We start from the raw sequence: 19,215 nt of genomic DNA, 5'->3' as shown, positions 1-19,215 counted from the left end.
CGAGGGTTGATCCCGACCGCGCCGACGGCGCGGTTCCCGCGTGTGCGGGGGCCGGGCCGTCGGCGTGTGCGCCCGCGCGGGTCAGCCGTCCGCGCCCCCGGATAGCCTCATCTCATGAGCAAGCCGCCGACCCTCACCTTGCCCCCGTGCGCCCGCGCGCGCCGACTCGTCACCGAGCGCGGCGAGTTCGCCGCCCACGACGCCCGCCCCGACGGGCCACCGGCCGGGACCGCGCTGCTCGTACCGGGCTTCACCGGCAGCAAGGAGGACTTCATCGCCCTCCTGGAGCCACTGGCCGCCGCGGGGTTCCGGGTGGTGGCCCTGGACAGCCGCGGCCAGCACGAGACCCCCGGCCCGCGCGATGAATCCGCCTACGCCAAGGGCGAGTTGGCCGAGGACGTACTCGCCCAGGCCCGTGCCCTGGACGCCGGTCCGGTGCACCTGCTGGGGCACTCCTTCGGTGGCCTGGTCGCCCGCGCCGCCGTGCTGCGCGCCCCCGCGCTCTTCCGTTCCCTGACCGTCATGAGTTCGGGTCCGGCCGCCATCTGCGCGGCCCAGCAGGCCCGCGTACGGATGCTCATCGACGCCCTCGGGACGCTGGACATGCAGGCGGTGTGGCTGGCCATGCGCGAACTCGACCCGCCGGAGGCCGAGGACGCGGCCACCCCGCCGGAGATCGGCGCGTTCCTCCACCGGCGCTGGATGAACACCGTCCCGCAGCAGCTGACGGCCACCGGGCGGCAGATGCTGACGGAGCCGGACCGGGTGGCGGAGCTGGCCGCCGTGCCGCTGCCCAAGCACGTCGTGTCGGGCACCGTCGACTACGTCTGGCCGGTGTCGGAGATGGATTCGATGGCCGGACGGCTGGGCGCGCGCCGTACGGTCGTCGCGGGCACGGAACACTCCCCCAACGCCGAACGGCCGGCCGAGACGGCGGCGGCGCTCGCGGAGTTCTGGCACAGCACCGGCTGAGCCCGGGGCGTGCGAGCGGGCGCCCACCGCTCCCGTACGCCACAGAAGCCGTCGGCGCGCCCGCCCGGCCTTCCGTGCGCCCACGCGGCTAGCACTGCGCCTGCACGTGATCCCAGAAGCCGTCCCGCAGCGCCCGCCGCAGGTCCGCGTGCCCGCGCAGCGAGTGGTGCAGCAGCGCCTCGGCGGCCGTGAGCAGTTCCTGGTCGACGGCGCCGGGCAGATACGGGTGGCCGGGCAGCAGCTCGGTGACCCAGGGGACGCCGCGTTCGGCCAGCCAGCGCGCGGCGACCCGTGCGCCGATGAAGCGGACCTCGTCGCGCGTGGGTGCGCTGCCGCCGCCGTTGCCGTCGGCCGCCGGGTCCCCGTGGTCGTGGACGACGGCCCGCCGGGTCACGTACGGCTTGCAGAACTCCAGGTCGAAGGTGCGCTGGCTGTCGACCTCCCACAGCAGCGGCTCGGCCTGGTTGCGCCCGCCGACCGCCTCGATGCCCCACAGGTGGACCCGGGCGCCGTAGCCCTGCGCGGCCTCCACCGCCGAGACCAGGTCCTCGTCGCCCCCGACGAGGACCGCGTCGCTGATGGCGCGGTGCCGGGCGAGCGACTCCAGGTCGGAGCGGATCAGCGAGTCGACGCCCTTCTGCTGGTTGTTGGCGTTCAGGTTGCCGAGCCGGACCTTGACGTCGGGCAGCTCGGCGACGCGCTGCTGTTCCGTGGTGTGGATGCGGCGCCGGGCGCCGTCGTACCAGTACACACGCAGCAGCCGGCTGTCCGGGAAGATCATGCGCGCCCTGTCGATGAACGCCTCGATGAGGCCCTCGGCGTCCAGCTCGAAGGCCTTGCGGTCCTCGGTGCCGGCGACCAGCCGTCCGGCGGCCGCGTAGACATAGCCGGCGTCGACGAAGGCCGCGTGCGTGGACGGGGTGGTGGCGACCTCGGCGAGCACCCGCGTGAGCAGCTCGTTGGTGCGCTCGATGCCCGCGAGCACGGCGGCGAGGTCGGGCGGGGTGCCGGTGGACCGGAGGTCGTCGTTCATACGGGCCCATTGTCCGGCCGGTCACTCAGCGCGCACAACCGCTCTCACTACCCGCCAGTATTTAGACGGCCGAAAATTTTCTTTAGCGTAGGGAATGATTGCAGGCAGCATGTCGTTGTACCCACTGGGAACGCAGGGCACCGTCGCCCCGCGTGCCCCCCGTACAACAGCAAAGTTCTCCGCAGGAGGATCAGACGAAGGGAGAAGCCGTTATGCGCTTCGAGATCATGCGCCTGGACGATGTCGACGGCACCGCCGTGGACAGCACCGTCGTGGACGCCGCCTCCGTCAACCGGATCGTGCAGCAGGCCGCCGCAGTCGGCCAGCGCATCTACATCCGCCCAGCCGACACCGCCGCCCGATGACTCACGCCGCGTCACTCATGCACGCATAACGCGCGTCATGTCCGGCGCACGGAGCGCCCCGCACGAATCCCTTCGCGCGGGGCGCTTCGCGTGTCCGGGGCCGGCCGGGCCTGCTTCCCGGTCAGGCGCCGTGCACCACCTGCATGACTCCGTTGATGATCTGCTGGACCGCGAGCGCGGAGAGCATCATTCCGGCCAGCCGGGTCACCAGCACCACTCCGCCGTCCTTGATCACCCGGATGATCACCAGCGAGAAGCGCATCACGAGGTAGAGCACGACATGGATGGCGGCGATCGCCGCCCACACCGACAGCTCCCCCTTGATCCCGTCCGCGTGCTGCACCGCGAGGATCACCGAGACGATCGCGCCCGGCCCCGCCAGCAGCGGCATCCCGAGCGGCACCAGCGCCACGTTGACGTCCTTGGTCTGGGTCGGCTGCTCCGACTTGCCGGTCAGCAGGCTGAGCGCGACGAGCAGGAGCAGCAGCCCGCCCGCGATCATCAGCGCGGGCGGGGTGATGTGCAGCCGGCCGAGAATCTGCTCGCCGAACAGACCGAAGACGGCGATGACGCAGAAGGCGACGGTGGCCGCCTGCCAGGCCATCCGCCGCTGCACCTTGGCGGGACGGCCGGAACTGAGCGCGAGGAAGATCGGGATGATCCCGGGTGGGTCCATGATCACGAACAGGGTGACGAAGAGGGTGCTGAAGACAGCGAAGTCGAACACAGTGATGGCCTTGCGGGAGGTGGTACGAGAGAGCAGAAGAACTACGGGGAGAGAGTGCGTACGGGGAGTGCGTGGGGGCGCGGGGAGCGCGTAGGGAACAGGCTGGTGCGCAGGCGCGTACGAGCGCGGGCGTGCGAGCGGGCGCTTACGGACCGGGCCGGGCGCGGCGGAACGGACGGCCGCCGACCGGAGCGCGGTCACGCCCGTCCGGCACCCGGCATCCGGCACCCACCCGGCCGGAGCGGGACCCGCCCGCCGGCCGGAGCGCGGTACGGGTCAGCCGCCCGCGCCGGGAACGGGGAAGGCACCGGTCGCGCGGCGCACGATCTCGCCGTATATCTCGGGGTCGGTGGTGTACTCGCCGAGCGCGACGGTCTTGCGGCTGCCGTGGTAGTCGCTGGAGCCGGTGGTCAGCAGGCCGAGGTCGGCGGCGAGGCCGCGCAGCCGGGCCCGCGTGGCGTCGTCGTGGTCCATGTGGTCCACCTCGATGCCGTCCAGCCCGGCCGCGGCCAGCTCGGCCACGACGCTCTCGGGGACCACCTGTCCGCGCTTGACCGCCAGCGGGTGGGCGAAGACGGTCACTCCGCCCGCGGCCTTGACCAGCCGGATCGCGTCGAACGGGTCCAGTTCGTGCTTGTCGACGTAGGCGCGGCCGTCATTGGCGAGCCACTGCGGCGTGAAGGCGTCGGAGACGGTCTCGACGACGCCCAGTTCCACCATCGCGGCGGCGACGTGCGGCCGGCCCACCGCGCCGTCCCCGGCGATCCGCGCCACCTGCTCCCAGGTGACCGGGACGCCCAGTTCCCGGAGCTTGTCGACCATGCCCCGGGCGCGCGGCACCCGGTCGTCGCGGACCAGTTCGCGTTCGCGGTGCAGCTCGGGCTCGTCGGGGTCGAAGAGGTACGCCAGCATGTGCATCCCCACGCCGCCGACGCGGCAGGACAGCTCGGCGCCGGTGACCAGGGTGAGTCCCGCCGGCAGCGCGGCCCGCGCCTCGGCATGGCCGCCCACGGAGTCGTGGTCGGTCAGCGCGACGACGTCCAGCCCGGCGGCCGCGGCGTTGCGCACCAGCTCGGCGGGGGTGTCCGTACCGTCGGAAGCAGTGGAGTGGGTGTGCAGATCGATGCGCACGACGCTGAACTCCAGACTGCTGCGGGGCCGGCCAGGGGGACATCAGAAGGATACCGGCCGCCCACCGGCCCCTCGAACACACAGCCGCGCGGCTCCCGTCACATCCGGCCGACCGCCGGCCGCCCGACCGCCGCCCACGGCGGACCCGCCCCGGCCCCGCCCGTACGCCCCGGCCCGTCCTACGTGAGCAACCGCGGCGACAGCGCCCCGCAAGGCAGCAGATCGACCTCGGCACCCGCGTCCCGCAGGTCGGTCAGCACCAGTTCGTCGTAGAGCAGCAGTCCCGACTCGGCGGGCCAGACCACCGCCCACAGCCACAGCCCGCGCGCCTCCCCGGCGAAGACCGCGCGGTCCTCGGGCGCCCCTTCGACGTGCCAGAGCGGCGTCGGGCGTCCAGCGGCGAGCACCTTCACGTGCGGCGGCTTGTTGACGCACATGTGCGGGCCCGGGTCGGGGCCGTCGATGCCCGCGTACCGCGCGCCGAGGCCGACCCCCAGCTCCTCCGCGATCAGCAGCAGTTCGCCGGGACCGCCGAGCGGGCCGGGTCCCGAGCAGGCCACAGCGGTGGCCCGCCCGCCGCTGCGGTCGTCCCCGGCGCAGGCCACGCCCGTGAACAGCCAGCCGACGGGCAGCGGCCACGGCATCCACACCGGCACCCGGGCGCGGCGTACGACCACGGCCAGCGCTTCGACGCTGGGTGGGACGACCGGTTGCAGAGGATGCACGGTGCCGTGCACGCCGCACTGCCAGGAGTCGGCAAAGAGACCGGGCGCCCGCACCCGGCCACCGCACTTCGGGCAACTGGGTTCGCCCCTCATAGACCTTTACGGTCCTCCCGGCCGGGCGCCGCGTCAAGGACGATCACCCATCCGGCGCCCCGGTCCGGCCTTCCCGCCCGATGTAGTTGTAGCTTGCATTCTTTAGCGCGGCTAACTTATTATGTGCAAACAGCAACGTTTCAGCGGACGCACCCGGCACGGCGGACGCGCGGTCACGCCGCCCGCGACCGGAGCGGGAATCCGGCGCGGGAACCGGAGAAAGGGGACTACGGCATGTCGGCACACGGCAAGAGCGGCCACAGCGGCGGCGCCGGAGACGATCCGTTCGACGAGGGCGGCACCAGCATCCTGCGCCAGCCGATGGCCGTCTGGGCCACCGCGGGCGCCTCGGTCGTCGCCTTCATGGGCATCGGCCTCGTCGACCCGATCCTGCCCTCCATAGCCAAGGGCCTGCACGCCTCGAACAGCCAGGTCTCCCTGCTGTTCACCTCCTACTTCCTGATCACCGCGGTCGCGATGCTGGTCACCGGCTTCGTCTCCAGCCGGATCGGCGGCCGTAAGACGCTGCTCGCCGGGCTGGCGCTCGTGGTGGTCTTCGCGGCCCTGTCCGGCACGTCCTCCTCGGTGGGCGAACTGGTCGGCTTCCGGGCCGGCTGGGGCCTCGGCAACGCCCTGTTCGTCTCCACCTCGCTCGCCGTGATCGTCGGCGCCGCGGCCGGCGGAAGCGCCGCCGCGATCCTGCTGTACGAGTCGGCGCTCGGCCTCGGCATGGCCTGCGGGCCGCTGCTCGGCGCGGTCCTCGGCGACATGAAGTGGCGCTACCCGTTCTTCGGCACCGCCGTCCTGATGGCCATCGGCTTCATCGCCATCACGGTCTTCCTCAAGGAACAGCCCCGGCCGGCCCGCAAGACCTCTCTGCTGGACCCGATCAAGGCTCTCGGCCACGGCGGGCTGGCCTCCGCCGCCGTCTCTGCGTTCTTCTACAACTACGCGTTCTTCACGGTGCTGGCCTTCACGCCCTTCGTGCTGAACATGAGCCCGTACAAGTCCGGCGGGGTCTTCTTCGCCTGGGGCGTGCTGCTCGCCGTCTTCTCCGTGCTGGTGGCGCCGCGCCTCCAGGAGCGCTTCGGGTCGCTGAAGGTCCTGGGCGGCTCGCTGGTGCTGCTCGCCGCGGACCTCCTCGTCCTCGGGTACGGCGGCCACACGACCGCCGTCGTCTGCACGATCCTGTCCGGCGCCTTCATCGGCCTGAACAACACCGTCTTCACGGAGCTGGCGCTCGGCGTCTCCGACGCGCCCCGGCCGGTGGCGAGCGCGGGCTACAACTTCGTGCGCTGGTTCGCCGCGGCGGCGGCGCCGTTCCTGGCGCCGAAGATCGAGGAGTGGACGGACATCCACATCCCGTTCGTGGTCGCGGCCCTGGCGGCGCTCGCCGGCGCGGGCATCGTGGCCGTACGCCGTCGGGCGCTCACCCTGCGGGCCACCGAGCTGGAGCCGCGGCACGCCACCGAGGACGGCGTGTCCGCCTTCGCCAACTGACGGGTTTCCGTGGGCGGTACGGCGCGTCCGTGTACGGGCGCGTCGTACCGCCATACCCCCGTACGCGGACCACGGCGGTACGACGCCCCCGCCCCCCGCCCGCGTGTCACGCCTACGTCAGGGCCACGCCCGTACGCAGCGGATCGCGCAGGTCCGTACCGCTCGTGAGCCACCGCTCCCGCAGCGCCTCGGCCCCGTGCACCCGCTTCCAGGCGGCCTCGTTGGGCGTCATCGGCAGCAGCGGCAGGAAGCGGACCGGGTCCAGCGGCTCGTCCAGCTCCAGGTCCGCCACCAGCCCGCCGGGCTCCGCGACCAGTACGGACGTGAACGGCGCGCCCGGCCACAGCGGCTCCCCCACGTCCAGCGACGCCCCCGGCGCCACGATCACGCCCTCGACCTGCGGAGAAGCGGCGAGGACGGCGAGCGGCCGCAGCACCTTGGCGGTGTCGGCGCGGCCCGCCTTCACCGACAGCACCAGTTCGGCGCGCGGACCGCGCAGCGGATCGGCCAGCACCGCCGTGGGGTCGGTCATCGGACGGTCGGACATTCCGAGGGTGACGTAGCGCACCAGATCGCCGTCCGGGCCGCCGCCGGTGAAGCGCAGGACCTCGATACGGTCGGTACCGAGAAAGGTGACGGCGGCGCGCGCGTCCGGCTCGCCCAGCGTCGTGCGCAGACGGGCTTCGACCAGCTCAAGAACGTCAGACATGCCGCGAGCATAGGCCCGGGGCGATGCCCGGCCGACGCCGCCCGGCGAGGGGCCCGGCCGCGGCCGACGGCCGTTCGTATGGAACGGGCAAAGGCGCGCCGGATCGGTTCGGACGGCTGATAGCCTTGCCGTCTGGTCAGGGAATGACGTCGTCCCCCAGCGGGGACCGGCCGGAGGAGGTGGGGCTGCGGTGGATCCAAGTCGACCGTGCAGTACCGACAGTTCTCCTGTCATCCCCCAGCGCGCCCAGTGGCTTATCTGATCCAGGGACTTCCGTACCCCCGCCGTCCGCGGTGAAACCCGTGAAGTGCCCTTGCGCCGGAAGTAGATGACGGAAGAGCGCCTTCGACTCTCGTTTCCGTGTTTTCTGCGAACTGCCGTCAGACCTGCGCACGGAGCGCCGCCCGCTTTGCGGACGTACGGCCAGCGCCGACTCGTACGTCCACGTTCCGGGCAGCGTTACGCCGCGCGCCCGCGGCTGGCGGCCGGCCCGTGAAGGAGCCTGCCCATGTCGATGATCCGCGACCTGCGTGCCGCCGTCCGACCCTCCCGGGGCCGAAAGGACTCCCCGTACGAGACCGATCCGCGCAACGCGGCGCGCACCAACAGCGCCATCGTGGACTGCGGTGTCTACCGGGACGGGCGGCGCGTCAGCGATCACGTCACGCCGTCCGAGGCGATGGCGGGCGTGCGCGGCGACGGGGGCTTCGCCTGGATCGGGCTGCACGAGCCCAGCGAGGCGGAATTCGCGGAGATCGCACGGGAGTTCGGGCTGCACCCGCTGGCCGTGGAGGACGCGGTCCACGCCCACCAGCGGCCCAAGCTGGAGCGCTACGACGACACCCTGTTCACCGTCTTCAAGACGGTCCACTACGTCGAGCACGCGGAGCTGACCGCCACCAGCGAGGTGGTGGAGACCGGCGAGGTCATGTGCTTCACCGGCCGGGACTTCATCGTGACCGTGCGGCACGGCGGCCAGGGCTCGCTGCGCGCGCTGCGCCACCGCCTCCAGGACGACCCCGAGCTGCTGGGCAAGGGTCCGTCGGCGGTGCTGCACGCCATCGCCGACCAGGTCGTGGACGGCTACATCGCGGTGGCCGGCGCGATGCAGGACGACATCGACGAGGTCGAGATCGACGTCTTCAGCTCCGGATCGGACGGCAAGGGCGGCGCGGGCAAGGGTTCGCCAAAGGGCGGCGACGCCGGGCGGATCTACCAACTCAAGCGCGAGGTACTGGAGTTCAAGCGGGCCGTGTCGCCGCTGCTGCGGCCCATGCAGGTGCTCAGCGAGCGGCCGATGCGGCTGGTCGACACCGACATCCAGAAGTACTTCCGGGACGTGGCCGACCACCTGGCCCGGGTCAACGAGCAGGTGCTCTCCTTCGACGACCTGCTCAACTCGATCCTGCAGGCCAATCTGGCGCAGGCGACGGTGGCGCAGAACGAGGACATGCGCAAGATCACCTCGTGGGCGGCGATCTTCGCCGTACCGACGATGATCGCCGGCATCTACGGCATGAACTTCGAGTACATGCCCGAGCTGAAGTGGAAGTACGGCTACCCGCTCGTCCTGCTCGTCACGGTCGGCATCTGCTTCGGCATCCACCGCGGCTTCAAGCGCAACGGCTGGCTGTGACACCGGGCGGTCCGGGCGGTCCGCCCGGACCGTGACCTGACACCCCGGGCCGGAGCCGACGGCCGCCGGTCCGGAGCCGGCAACCACCCACCCCCTCACGCGCCCACGACGCGACACGACGCACCCCGGCGCCGCCTCCCCCTGCCCTCCTTATCCCCGACTTACAGCCAGGCTTGTAGCTTGGCTGCAAGTCCCGACGAGGCAGGGAGAAGAAGGAACATGACCGACGACCAGCGCAAGCTCGACATCGCGATCCTGGTGTGCCCCGGCTACATGCCGGTCGACATCATCGGCCTCCACACGGCCCTGGGCACCCTGCCCGAGGTGAACGTGCACCTCGTCTGGAAGAACCTGGACGAGATCCCGGGCTTCCCCCAGTTCCCCACCCGGGCGACCACCACCTTCGAGGACTGCCCGGCCGACCTGGACGTCCTGTGCGCCGGGGCCACGCCCCCCGAGATCCTGGAGGACGCCGAGACGCTGGCCTTCCTCGCCGACCGGGGCGCCCGCGCGAAGTGGATCGCGGGCATCTGCGCCGGCAGCCTGCTGCTGGGGGCGGCCGGTCTGCTCCGCGGCTACCGGGCCACGACCAACTTCCACGCGTACGACCTGCTGCCCTACTACGGCGCGACGCCGGTACCGACCAACCGTGTCGTGGAGGACCGCAACCGCATCACCGCCGGCCCGGCCACCGGCAGCTTCGAGGTCGCCCTGCGGCTGATCCAGGACCTGCGCGGCACCGACGCCGCGCGCCTGGCCGAACTGAACATGGAGTACGCGCCCAAGCCCCTGTTCGGGGTCGGCACACCGGAGCTGGCCGGCCCCGAGCTGGCCGGGACGGTGGACGCCATGACGGCCGGCATGAAGGCTCCCTTCCGGAAGGTCTCGGAGCGGGCGGCCGAGCGGCTCGGCGTCCCGGTGCCGCAGGGCTGACCGGGCGCCGCGGACCCGATCACCGGAGCCCGGCGGCCTGGGACACTGATACCGAGAGCGTCCGGTACGCGTCGGCATCGGTAGGGAGAGTCACAGGTGAGCAGCAAGGTGCCGGAGAGCGCGCTGTCGACCGTCATGCTGGTGATCGCCACCGGACGGCGCCTGCACGAGCAGCTGGAAACGCGGCTCGCCGGCATCGGCCTGTCCGTGCGGCTGTTCGGGGCGCTCGGGCACATCTCCCGCGACGCGGAGCTGTCGTACAGCGACCTGGCCCGCCGGGTGGGCGTCACGAGCCAGAGCATGCGCGCCACCGTCCTGATGCTGGAGGAACTGGGGGCGGTGGAGCGCAACCTGCGGGGGCAGGGGCACCGCGCGCGGCTGGAGCTGACCGAAGAGGGCCGCGCGCTGCTCTCCCGGGCCCGGGGCATCGTGTCCGAGCTGGACGAGGAGTTCCTCGCGGACTCCGGGCCGGACCGGAAAGCGGCGCTGGACGAAGCCTGCCGACGCGCCCTGGGGGCCCCGGCCGCCCTGGGGTCCCCGGCCGCCCTGCGGCCCGAGTAGGTCCCCGGACCCTGCCGCACCCCCATTAGGCTGGCCCCATGACGGAGACCGTGTCGCAGAAGCTGCTGGACCGCGCGCTCATCGAAGAGGCCACGAAGAAGTCCGGCCTCATCTGGGTGCAGGGCACCACCGGCCCGGCGCGGGCCCTGTGGCACGTCTGGCACGACGGTGCCGCGTGCGTGGTGGGCGCGGGCTCCGACGGTGCGCAGCGGTCCGCCGGCCCGGCCGCCGAACAGCCGCTGCACGACCTCGGCCTCCTCGACGGCAGCACCGCGACCGTCACCGTACGCAGCAAGGACAAGGGCGGCCGGCTGGTCGGCTGGCAGGCCCGGGTCACCGAGCTGACCCCGGACGGCGAGGCGTGGCAGGCCGCCGTGGAAGACCTCAAGGGCAAGCGGCTCAACGCCCCCGACGCGGAGACGATGCCGCGGCGCTGGGCGCGCGAGTGCCGCGTGCTGCGCCTGGAGCCGGTCACGGACGCGACGGCCCACACGGCCTTCGACGACGCCTCCCGGGCCGCCCGCCCCCTCCCGAGCCCGGCCACCACGCGCCGCCCCATTCCGGCGGCCCTCCCCAAACTCCTGCGCCGCAAGCGGAGCCGCTGAGGGGGCTGGGCGTTCCGGGCAAGCGGGGCGACCCGGCCGAACGGTCCCGGACGGCGCGCGCCCCTGTCCGCTCCCCCGGCCGGCGAGCCCCGTTCGCCGGTCTAGTCGCCGATCGTGATCTGCTTGCCGTAGTCGATGACCTGGCTCTCCTTGGGCGCCTGTATTTCCACCGGCTGCCCCCAGTCACCGAGCCGTACCTCGCCCGCGTCGCCCGCGCGGCGCAGGCGCAGGGGGTAGGGCTCGCCCTCCAGGGAGACGTCGAGGGTGCCGCCCGCGCCCTGGCCCGCGGCGATGCGGATGGTGCGGGTGCCGTCGAGGGTGCCGCGTTCGCCGGTGGCGAGTTTGCCGTGCAGGCCGAGGAGGCTGTCGAGCAGGACGCCCTTGTCGGTGAAGCCGCTGAAGCGTTTGTAGACGGGGTCGGTGGACGGCACCTTCACGTACTTGCCGACCAGCTTGGCGGCGGACGCCTCGTCGTTCGGTGCAGGGTTGGCGCTCTTCTCGCGGGCCCAGAACCCGGCGTCCGCCTTGAGGTAGAGCGCGCCGCCGACGCGCAGCAGCTGGAAGGTGGCCGCCTTGGTGGCGAGCTCGCCCCGGGCGCCCTGCGGCCCGAGCCGCATGTCCAGCTTGTAGGTGCGGCCCTGGCTGACGAGGTTGCCGGAGAGCCGTACCGTTCCGGCGGCGCGGGCGGCCGCCCGGGCCTTGGCCTGGATCTTGTCGGCGGGCAGCTTGCCCACCCCGTTGGTGCCGGCGTCCGGGTCCTCCGCGGCGCATCCCGCCAGCGCCCCGGCGAGCACCGCGCACACCGCCGCCGTCAGCGCCGGGCCGCGCCTGCGCCGGGGTACGTCCGGGCGGCGGGAGCAGGTCCCGGCGGGGCCTGCCGAGGGGAATGCGGTCACGACGGTTCTGCCTCCTGATGCGGACGACCTCGACGGCAGTACGGCAGCGTACCCGGGCCCGTGCACGTCGTACGGCGGAGTGCGCGGTGGACACCGTACGGCCCTTCCCGCCGGGGCGGCGCCGGACGGCGCACGTTAGCCTGATTCCGGATCAGGCTTCCGCGGGGGGCTTTACCTGCGCGAAAGCGGCAACACGCAACGCCAGGAACCAGTGGGCGCGGCCGCCCGGAACCGCGGTGGCCCGCCACGGCGCGGCGCAACGGAAGCGGAGGCACTCGGCATGGCGGTGGTCACCCCCCGGGTGTTCGTCTCCCACCTCGCGGGCATCGCCGTCTTCGACCCCAACGGCGACCAGGTCGGCCGGGTCCGTGACCTGGTCGCGATGCTGCGGGTCGGCGGCCGGCCGCCCCGGCTGCTGGGCCTGGTCGTCGAGGTCATCAGCCGCCGCCGGATCTTCCTGCCGATGACGCGGGTGACGGGCGTGGAGTCCGGCCAGGTCATCACCACCGGCGTGGTGAACATGCGGCGCTTCGAACAGCGCGCCTCGGAGACCCTGGTCCTCGGTGAGCTGCTGGACCGCCGGGTGAACCTGGTCGAGACGGGCGAGGAGGCCACCGTCCTGGACATCGGCATCATCCAGCTGCCGGCCCGCCGCGACTGGGAGATCGACAAGGTCTTCGTACGGAAGGGGAAGGGCGGGGCACTGCGCAATCGATTTCTGCGGCGCGAAGCGCCTCCTGCGAAGGGTGGTGGTGGGCGACGGGCGGGAGAGGTCCTCACCGTGGACTGGTCGGCGGTGACCGGGTTCTCGCTGGAGGAGCACGGACAGGGCGCGGAGAACCTGCTCGCCACCTTCGAGCAGCTGCGCCCGGCGGACCTGGCCAGCGCCCTGCACCATCTGACGCCCAAGCGGCGCGGCGAGGTTGCCGCGGCGCTGGACGACGACCGGCTGGCGGACGTCCTGGAGGAGCTGCCGGAGGACGACCGGGTCGAGATCATGGGCAAGCTCCAGGAGGAGCGGGCCGCCGACGTCCTGGAGGCGATGGACCCGGACGACGCCGCCGACCTGCTCTCCGAGCTGCCGGAGGAGGAGAAGGAACGGTTGCTCGGCCTGATGCGGCCGGACGACGCGGCGGACGTACGGCGCCTGATGGCCTACGAGGAGCGCACCGCGGGCGGTCTGATGACGACCGAGCCGATCGTGCTGCGGCCGGACGCGACGATCGCGGACGCGCTGGCCCGGGTGCGCGACCCGGACCTGTCGCCGTCGCTGGCGGCGCAGGTGTACGTGTGCCGGCCGCCGGACGAGACGCCGACCGGCAAGTACCTGGGCCTGGTGCACTTCCAGCGGCTGCTGCGCGATCCGCCGTTCACGCTCGTCAGTTCCGTCGCGGACACCGATCTGCCGCCGCTGCCGCCGGGTACCCCGCTCAACGAGGTGACCAGCTACCTGGCGACCTACAACATGGTGGCGGCGCCGGTCGTGGACGAGAGCGGCTCCCTGCTGGGCGCGGTGACCGTGGACGACGTACTGGACCACCTGCTGCCCGACGACTGGCGTGAGGCGGAGATGCACGGCCCGCCGGGCGCGGCGGCGGACCGGGAGGGAGAGCCGGACGATGGGCGCTGAGGAACGGGACGGTGTGAAGGAGCGTGCGCGGGCGCTGAGCACGGCGTCCGGGCCCGGCCTGGGCGGCGGGCGCCCCCGGGTGCGCCTGGACCAGCCGCGCGCGCGGCGCCGGGGGCTGCTGCCGGAGTACGATCCGGAGGCGTTCGGGCGGCTGTCGGAGAAGATCGCCCGTTTTCTGGGGACCGGCCGGTTCATCGTCTGGATGACGGTGATCATCGTGCTGTGGATCATCTGGAACATCGCCGCGCCCGATCATCTGCGCTTCGACAAGTACCCGTTCATCTTCCTGACGCTGATGCTCTCGCTGCAGGCGTCCTACGCGGCCCCGCTGATCCTCCTCGCGCAGAACCGGCAGGACGACCGGGACCGGGTCACCCGCGAGCAGGACCGCAAGCAGAACGAGCGGGCCATCGCCGACACCGAGTATCTGACCCGGGAGGTGGCGGCGCTCCGGCTGGGCCTGGGCGAGGTGGCCACCCGCGACTGGATCCGCTCCGAACTCCAGGACATGATGAAGGAGCTGGAGCTGCGTCAGATGGTGGACGCGGAGAGCGAGCAGGAGAGCCGCGGCCGGGAGTAGCGCGGACGGAGCGAGGGCCGGACCGGCCGCGCGGGCGGTACCGGGAGTGACGAACACGACCGCCCACCGGCCTTTCCGGAGGCCCCCTTCGGCGCCGTAGTCTTGGAGCATGGCTACCGACACCCCCCGAAGCGCAGCGCCCAGCGAGGACGCGGTCCGCGCCGCGCTCGCCACGGTGAACGACCCCGAGATCCACCGCCCCATCACCGAACTGGGCATGGTCAAATCGGTGGAGATCGCGGCGGACGGCGCGGTCGCGGTGGCGGTCTACCTGACGGTCGCCGGCTGCCCGATGCGCGAGACGATCACCTCGAACGTGCGGGACGCCGTGTCGCGCGTCGAGGGCGTGACCGGGGTCGCGGTCGAGCTGGACGTGATGAGCGACGAGCAGCGCAAGGAGCTGGCGTCCTCGCTGCGCGGCGGCACCGCCGAGCGCGAGGTGCCGTTCGCCAAGCCGGGCTCGCTGACCCGGGTGTACGCGGTCGCCTCCGGCAAGGGCGGCGTCGGCAAGTCGTCGGTGACGGTGAACCTGGCCGCGGCGATGGCGGCCGACGGTCTGAAGGTCGGTGTGGTGGACGCCGACATCTACGGCCACTCGGTGCCCCGGATGCTGGGCGCGGACGGCCGTCCCACCCAGGTCGAGAACATGATCATGCCGCCGTCGGCCAACGGCGTGAAGGTGATCTCCATCGGCATGTTCACCCCGGGCAACGCCCCGGTGGTCTGGCGCGGCCCGATGCTGCACCGCGCGCTCCAGCAGTTCCTGGCCGACGTGTACTGGGGCGACCTGGACGTCCTGCTGCTCGACCTGCCCCCGGGCACCGGCGACATCGCCATCTCGGTGGCGCAGCTGGTCCCGAACGCGGAGATCCTGGTCGTCACGACCCCGCAGCAGGCCGCCGCCGAGGTCGCCGAGCGGGCCGGCTCCATCGCCGTACAGACCCACCAGAAGATCGTCGGCGTGGTGGAGAACATGTCCGGGCTGCCCTGCCCGCACTGCGACGAGATGGTGGACGTGTTCGGCACCGGCGGTGGCGAGCGGGTCGCCGAGGGCCTGACGAAGACGACCGGCACGCAGGTGCCGGTGCTGGGCGCGATCCCGATCGACGTACGGCTGCGCGAGGGCGGCGACGAGGGCAGGCCGGTCGTGCTGACCGACCCGGAGTCCCCGGCCGGCGCGGCGATCCGCGCCATCGCGGGCAAGCTGGGCGGCCGGCAGCGCGGCCTGTCGGGCATGTCGCTGGGGATCACGCCGCGCAACAAGTTCTGAGACGCACCGGACGCGCCGCGCGTCCGGAACGTGCGGAGGGGCGGGCCCGGTGGGCTCGCCCCTTCGTCGTACGCCCGCTCACGCCGCGCGGCAGGCGGCGCTCAGTCCGCCGTCACGCCCTCCGGCCGCGCCGGCCGCGTGCGGCTCCCGCCGCTCTCGTACGCGGCGATGTCCTTGACCACCGCGAAGCCCAGGCCGTACGCGCTCATGCCGCGCCCGTACGCGCCGATGTGCACGCCGCCGGGGCCGTCGCCCGCCGAGCCGGCCAGCACCCAGCCGTACTCCGACTCGCGGTAGCGAAACGGCGTCGGTACGCCGTCCACCGGCAGCGTCAGGGCGCTCCAGCCCTCGCCGCCGAGGTCGTCCGCCAGCTCCCAGGCGAGCATCGTCTGCTGGTCGAGCCAGTCCTGGCGGAGGGTGCGGTCCATCTGCGTCGGCCAGGTGCGCGACAGCAGGCCGGACCCGGCGAGCCAGGCCGCCGTGGCGGTGGAGGTGGCGTCCAGGACGCCCGTACCGTCGGCGCTGCGCCGCACGGGCCGGCTGGCGACGGTCACCACGACCGCGAACCGCTCCGACTCCGGTGTGGTCTCCACCTTTATCGTGGGCTCCTGGCCGTGGCCGGTCGCACCGTGCTCGACCGTGCCGTCCGCGGCCGCGCCGACCTGCAGCAGCCAGCGGGGGCCGGTGAACGCGTCGTCGAGTCCGTACCACGGGAAAGCGGCCGACAGATAGCCGTCGACCTTCCGTCCGGCGTCGGCGGTGACCGCCTGAACTCCTGCCCGACTCGTCGTCTCCATCTGCGCGGAGCCTCCTAGTTGCCCTGCGTCGTGGGCGGCCCGCCCCCCTCAGGCGTCCTCACCCCGGACACGGGGAGCATAGTCAACCCGGTCAACACCAGCGGGCATAAGGCTTGCATAAGACGAGTCAGGTGGCATCGGGATCGAACGGCGGGCGCTCGGTCCCCGAGGGCTTCGCGCCCTTCTTGAACATGTCCGGCGCGGCGGACCCGCCGTTCGAACCCGCCGGGGTGTCCTTGGCGAAGCTCACCCGGGACGCGGACCCCCGGTCGGCGGAAGGGGCGCTGTCGGTGCCGTGCGCCGCGGCGCTGTCGGTGCCGTGCACCGCGTCCGTGACCTCGGCCATCTCCTTCTTCAGGTCGAAGCCGTTACGGATCTCCTGAAGGCCGTACTGGTCGTTCTCCAGCACGTGCTTGCGCACGAAGTTCTTCGGCTTGAGGTCCTCGAACTCGAAGTCCTTGAACTCCGGGCCCAGCTCGCTGCGGATGTCCTCCTTGGCGTTGTCCGAGAACGCGCGGACCTTGCGCACGAAGCTCATGACATCCGAGATCACCTTGGGCAACTTGTCCGGCCCGAAGATCAGTACCGCAAGGATGACGAGCGCGACCAGCTCTAGGGGTCCTATGTCGAAGAACACCTTGCAGCTCCTTGGGTAATCCGTGGCCTACCGGGTCCCAGGGGGACCTAGGGGGACGTGTCGGGCCTATGGGCCAGGCCGCCTATCACGGTACCTGGCCCGGGGCGTCCGACGGGAGTCGCCCGCCCCAACACCGTGCAAACGCTCGTCACTGGGCGGCGGCGCCCAGGGTGAGCTGCGCGGTCTGCTCCTTGCCGGCCCGCCGCAGGGTCAGGTTCAGCCGGTCCCCCGGCCGGTGGCTGCGGATCTTGATGATCAGCTCCTCGCCGCTGTGCACGGGCTGCCCGTCGACCTTGGTGATCACGTCCTGCGGCTTGATGCCCGCCTTGGCGCCCGGGCCGCCGGGGGTGACGGGCGCGCCGCCGTCCTTGCTCCTGGAGCTGACCCGCGCGCCGTCGCCCGCGTACTCCATCTCCAGTGTGACGCCGATCACCGGGTGCATGACCTTGCCCTTGTTGATCAGCTCCTCGGCCACCCACTTGCCCTGGTTGATCGGGATGGCGAAGCCCAGGCCGATGCTGCCGCCCTGGCCGCCGCCCTCCAGGCCGCCGCCCGAGTTGTCGGCCGCGCGGATGGCGCTGTTGATGCCGATCACCCGCGCCCGGGAGTCGACCAGCGGGCCGCCGGAGTTGCCCGGGTTGATCGGGGCGTCGGTCTGCAGGGCGTCCACGTACGAGACGTCGCTGCCGTCGCCCTTCTTGCCGCCCGCGGTGATGGGCCGCTGCTTGGCGCTGATGATGCCGGCGGTGACGGTGTTGGCGAGGTCGTACGGGGCGCCGATGGCCACGACGGGGTCGCCGACCCGTACGGAGTCGGAGTCGCCGAGCGCCAGCGGGCGCAGCCCGGAGACGCCCTGGACCTGCACGACGGCCAGGTCGTAGCCGCCGTCCCGGCCGATGACCTTGGCCTTGGCCGTCTCGCCGCCGCTGAAGGAGACCGATATCTCGCCGCCGGTGCCGGCCGGCTCGACGACATGGTTGTTGGTGAGGATGTGGCCCTGCTTGTCGAGGACGAAGCCGGTGCCGGTGCCCTGCTCGGAGTTGCCGCGCACGTGCAGGGTGACCACGCTCGGCAGGGCCGCCTGCGCGATGCCGGCGACGCTGTCCGGCTTGCGGCCGCCCTTGTCGCCGGTGTCCTGCGGCAGCTCGATGGCGGTGAGGCCGCCGTTGCGCTCGATGTACGCGCCGACGCCGCCGCCGATACCGCCGGCCACCAGTGCCAGGGCCACCGCGCCGGCGGTGAGCGCGCCGCGGCGGCTGCGCCGGGCGTCCGTCGGGGGCGGGGGCGGCGTGCCCAGGGGCATCGCCGCGCCGTGCTGCGGGGCGTGCCAGGGGTCGTACTGCTGCCAGTGGCCCGGCGCCTCGGCCTGCTGGTGGCCCGCGGCTGCGCCCGGCTGCGGCTCCGGGCCGGGCGGTACGGGCTGCGGGTGGGGCGCTCCCGGGTGTGGCCCGCCGTGCGCCTCGGGCGGGAGCGGGGTGCCGCCGGACGTCTCGTGCGACACGGCGGGCAGCCGGGCGCCGTCGCCGGGAGCCAGCAGGACGGTGTCCGTGCCGGACGGCGGGGCCGCCCCGGCCGGGGCCTGCGGCGCGGGCAGGGCGTGCCCCGGCTGTGCGGGGGCGGACGGCGGCTCGGCCTGTGGCATCGGCGTACGGGCGGAGGTCTCGTGCGGCTGCCCCGGGGCCGCAGGGGGCTGCGGCTGGGACGGGTACGGGTGTGGGGCCGGGTACGGCTGCTGGGGCGGCGGTACGGGCGCGCCGGTGCCGTACTGCTGGTCGGCGGGCGGCATGGCGCCCTGCGGGGCGGCGCCCGGGTTCTGCGGCGGGAGCCCAGCGCCGTGCGCCGGGGTGGCCGTCGGGTGTTGTACCGGCGGCGCGGGGGCCCACGGCCCGGGGTCGCCGTACGGAGGCGTGCCGTACGGGTCCTGGGCGTGCAGCGGCTGCTGCCGCGGCGGGACGGCGGGCGGCGCGGGGAGCTGTGGTGCGCCGGAGCCCACGCCGGGCGCGGTGCCCGTGGGGGCGCCGGGCGCGCTGCCGGAAGCATCGACCGGCCCTCCGGACGGCCCGGACTGCCGGCCCGTCTGCTGACCGGCTCGCTGACCGGCCGCGGCGGCCTCCTCCGGCCCGGCGGGCGCGGCACCGCCCGCACCGGCGCCCGGGGCCGCGAACTCTCGTGTCGCGGCGAACCGTTCGGTTCCGGGCGCCGCGGGCTCGGGCGGGGCGGACGGCTCCGCCGCCGGCTCCGCGGGCCGCTGCCCCGGCCGGCTCCACCAGTTCCGCTTCGGCCCGGCGGCCGTCCCCTCGTCCATGTTCTCCCCACCAGTACGCCCGCTGTGTCACGCGGACAGCGCCACCTCGCCAACGGCGCGCCCCGGCAAGGGAACGCCGCCCGGACAGCGATTCAACCAGGTCCGCGCGG

Annotated in this window: 19 protein-coding genes; 10 read left to right on the top strand and 9 right to left on the bottom strand. The window is 73.0% G+C overall.

Annotated elements, in window-relative coordinates; genetic code table 11:
• Window positions 1–114: 114 nt before the first annotated feature.
• Window positions 115–972: an alpha/beta fold hydrolase gene (locus ACFV57_RS30705; protein WP_385238884.1), complete on the top strand. Its 858-nt coding sequence runs from the start codon at window positions 115–117 to the stop codon at window positions 970–972.
• An 88-nt stretch (window positions 973–1,060) separates the two neighbouring features.
• Here the strand turns inward: ACFV57_RS30705 and ACFV57_RS30700 are convergent, their stop codons facing one another.
• Window positions 1,061–2,005, bottom strand: a complete 945-nt coding sequence (locus ACFV57_RS30700) for an NYN domain-containing protein (protein WP_385238882.1) — start codon at window positions 2,003–2,005, stop codon at window positions 1,061–1,063.
• Between the two features lie 212 nt (window positions 2,006–2,217).
• On the opposite strand from ACFV57_RS30700, the gene ACFV57_RS30695 reads away from it, so the two are divergent.
• A complete protein-coding gene (locus ACFV57_RS30695; RefSeq protein ID WP_003985759.1) occupies window positions 2,218–2,370 on the top strand; it encodes a hypothetical protein in 153 nt (50 codons plus the stop codon).
• 121 nt (window positions 2,371–2,491) lie between these two features.
• On the opposite strand, the gene ACFV57_RS30690 is transcribed toward ACFV57_RS30695, so the two are convergent.
• From ACFV57_RS30690 to ACFV57_RS30680, 3 genes are all read right to left on the bottom strand, one after another.
• Entirely contained in the window at window positions 2,492–3,097 is a 606-nt protein-coding gene (locus tag ACFV57_RS30690) for a MarC family protein (protein ID WP_385238880.1), read from the bottom strand.
• Between the two features lie 276 nt (window positions 3,098–3,373).
• Complete coding sequence (locus ACFV57_RS30685) at window positions 3,374–4,228, bottom strand: PHP domain-containing protein (RefSeq protein ID WP_385238878.1); 855 nt, start codon at window positions 4,226–4,228, stop codon at window positions 3,374–3,376.
• A gap of 179 nt (window positions 4,229–4,407) precedes the next feature.
• A complete protein-coding gene (locus tag ACFV57_RS30680; protein WP_385238876.1) occupies window positions 4,408–5,046 on the bottom strand; it encodes a DUF6758 family protein in 639 nt (212 codons plus the stop codon).
• Window positions 5,047–5,280: 234 nt separating this feature from the next.
• On the opposite strand from ACFV57_RS30680, the gene ACFV57_RS30675 reads away from it, so the two are divergent.
• A complete protein-coding gene (locus ACFV57_RS30675) occupies window positions 5,281–6,546 on the top strand; it encodes an MFS transporter (protein ID WP_385238874.1) in 1,266 nt (421 codons plus the stop codon).
• Between the two features lie 112 nt (window positions 6,547–6,658).
• Here ACFV57_RS30675 and ACFV57_RS30670 read toward each other — a convergent pair whose 3' ends face one another.
• Window positions 6,659–7,255 (bottom strand): suppressor of fused domain protein, encoded by a 597-nt coding sequence (locus tag ACFV57_RS30670; protein WP_385238872.1) that lies wholly within the window; start codon window positions 7,253–7,255, stop codon window positions 6,659–6,661.
• A gap of 508 nt (window positions 7,256–7,763) precedes the next feature.
• On the opposite strand from ACFV57_RS30670, the gene ACFV57_RS30665 reads away from it, so the two are divergent.
• The 4 genes from ACFV57_RS30665 (at window position 7,764) to ACFV57_RS30650 (ending at window position 10,990) form a co-directional block, all read left to right on the top strand.
• A complete protein-coding gene (locus ACFV57_RS30665; protein WP_385238870.1) occupies window positions 7,764–8,891 on the top strand; it encodes a magnesium and cobalt transport protein CorA in 1,128 nt (375 codons plus the stop codon).
• Between the two features lie 219 nt (window positions 8,892–9,110).
• The gene (locus tag ACFV57_RS30660; RefSeq protein ID WP_385238868.1) at window positions 9,111–9,824 is read left to right on the top strand and encodes a DJ-1/PfpI family protein; all 714 of its coding nucleotides are present in this window, start codon (window positions 9,111–9,113) and stop codon (window positions 9,822–9,824) included.
• Window positions 9,825–9,920: 96 nt separating this feature from the next.
• Entirely contained in the window at window positions 9,921–10,385 is a 465-nt protein-coding gene (locus ACFV57_RS30655) for a MarR family winged helix-turn-helix transcriptional regulator (RefSeq protein WP_385238866.1), read from the top strand.
• Window positions 10,386–10,423: 38 nt separating this feature from the next.
• Window positions 10,424–10,990, top strand: coding sequence for a hypothetical protein (locus ACFV57_RS30650; protein ID WP_385238864.1), 567 nt, complete (start codon window positions 10,424–10,426; stop codon window positions 10,988–10,990).
• 101 nt (window positions 10,991–11,091) lie between these two features.
• On the opposite strand, the gene ACFV57_RS30645 is transcribed toward ACFV57_RS30650, so the two are convergent.
• Entirely contained in the window at window positions 11,092–11,886 is a 795-nt protein-coding gene (locus tag ACFV57_RS30645) for a hypothetical protein (RefSeq protein ID WP_385238862.1), read from the bottom strand.
• Between the two features lie 280 nt (window positions 11,887–12,166).
• On the opposite strand from ACFV57_RS30645, the gene ACFV57_RS30640 reads away from it, so the two are divergent.
• The 3 genes from ACFV57_RS30640 to ACFV57_RS30630 all read left to right on the top strand — a co-directional run bounded on the left by ACFV57_RS30640 (window position 12,167) and on the right by ACFV57_RS30630 (window position 15,366).
• Window positions 12,167–13,516 (top strand): magnesium transporter MgtE N-terminal domain-containing protein, encoded by a 1,350-nt coding sequence (locus ACFV57_RS30640; RefSeq protein WP_385238860.1) that lies wholly within the window; start codon window positions 12,167–12,169, stop codon window positions 13,514–13,516.
• Window positions 13,506–14,096, top strand: a complete 591-nt coding sequence (locus ACFV57_RS30635) for a DUF1003 domain-containing protein (RefSeq protein WP_385238858.1) — start codon at window positions 13,506–13,508, stop codon at window positions 14,094–14,096. Before ACFV57_RS30640 ends, ACFV57_RS30635 begins: the two co-directional genes overlap by 11 nt.
• 109 nt (window positions 14,097–14,205) lie before the next feature.
• Window positions 14,206–15,366 carry an Mrp/NBP35 family ATP-binding protein gene (locus tag ACFV57_RS30630; protein WP_385238856.1) on the top strand — a complete coding sequence of 387 codons (1,161 nt, stop codon included), beginning with the start codon at window positions 14,206–14,208 and terminating at the stop codon, window positions 15,364–15,366.
• A gap of 101 nt (window positions 15,367–15,467) precedes the next feature.
• On the opposite strand, the gene ACFV57_RS30625 is transcribed toward ACFV57_RS30630, so the two are convergent.
• The 3 genes from ACFV57_RS30625 to ACFV57_RS30615 form a co-directional block, all read right to left on the bottom strand.
• A complete protein-coding gene (locus ACFV57_RS30625; RefSeq protein ID WP_385238854.1) occupies window positions 15,468–16,163 on the bottom strand; it encodes a hypothetical protein in 696 nt (231 codons plus the stop codon).
• A 127-nt stretch (window positions 16,164–16,290) separates the two neighbouring features.
• Window positions 16,291–16,800 (bottom strand): sec-independent translocase, encoded by a 510-nt coding sequence (locus ACFV57_RS30620; protein WP_385238852.1) that lies wholly within the window; start codon window positions 16,798–16,800, stop codon window positions 16,291–16,293.
• Window positions 16,801–16,948: 148 nt separating this feature from the next.
• A complete protein-coding gene (locus tag ACFV57_RS30615; protein ID WP_385238850.1) occupies window positions 16,949–19,105 on the bottom strand; it encodes a trypsin-like peptidase domain-containing protein in 2,157 nt (718 codons plus the stop codon).
• Window positions 19,106–19,215 lie beyond the last annotated feature (110 nt).

It is taken from the genome of Streptomyces sp. NPDC059788 (assembly GCF_042732265.1).
In the GTDB taxonomy this organism is placed as follows: domain Bacteria; phylum Actinomycetota; class Actinomycetes; order Streptomycetales; family Streptomycetaceae; genus Streptomyces.
This window is presented reverse-complemented; position numbering and strand designations above follow the sequence as displayed.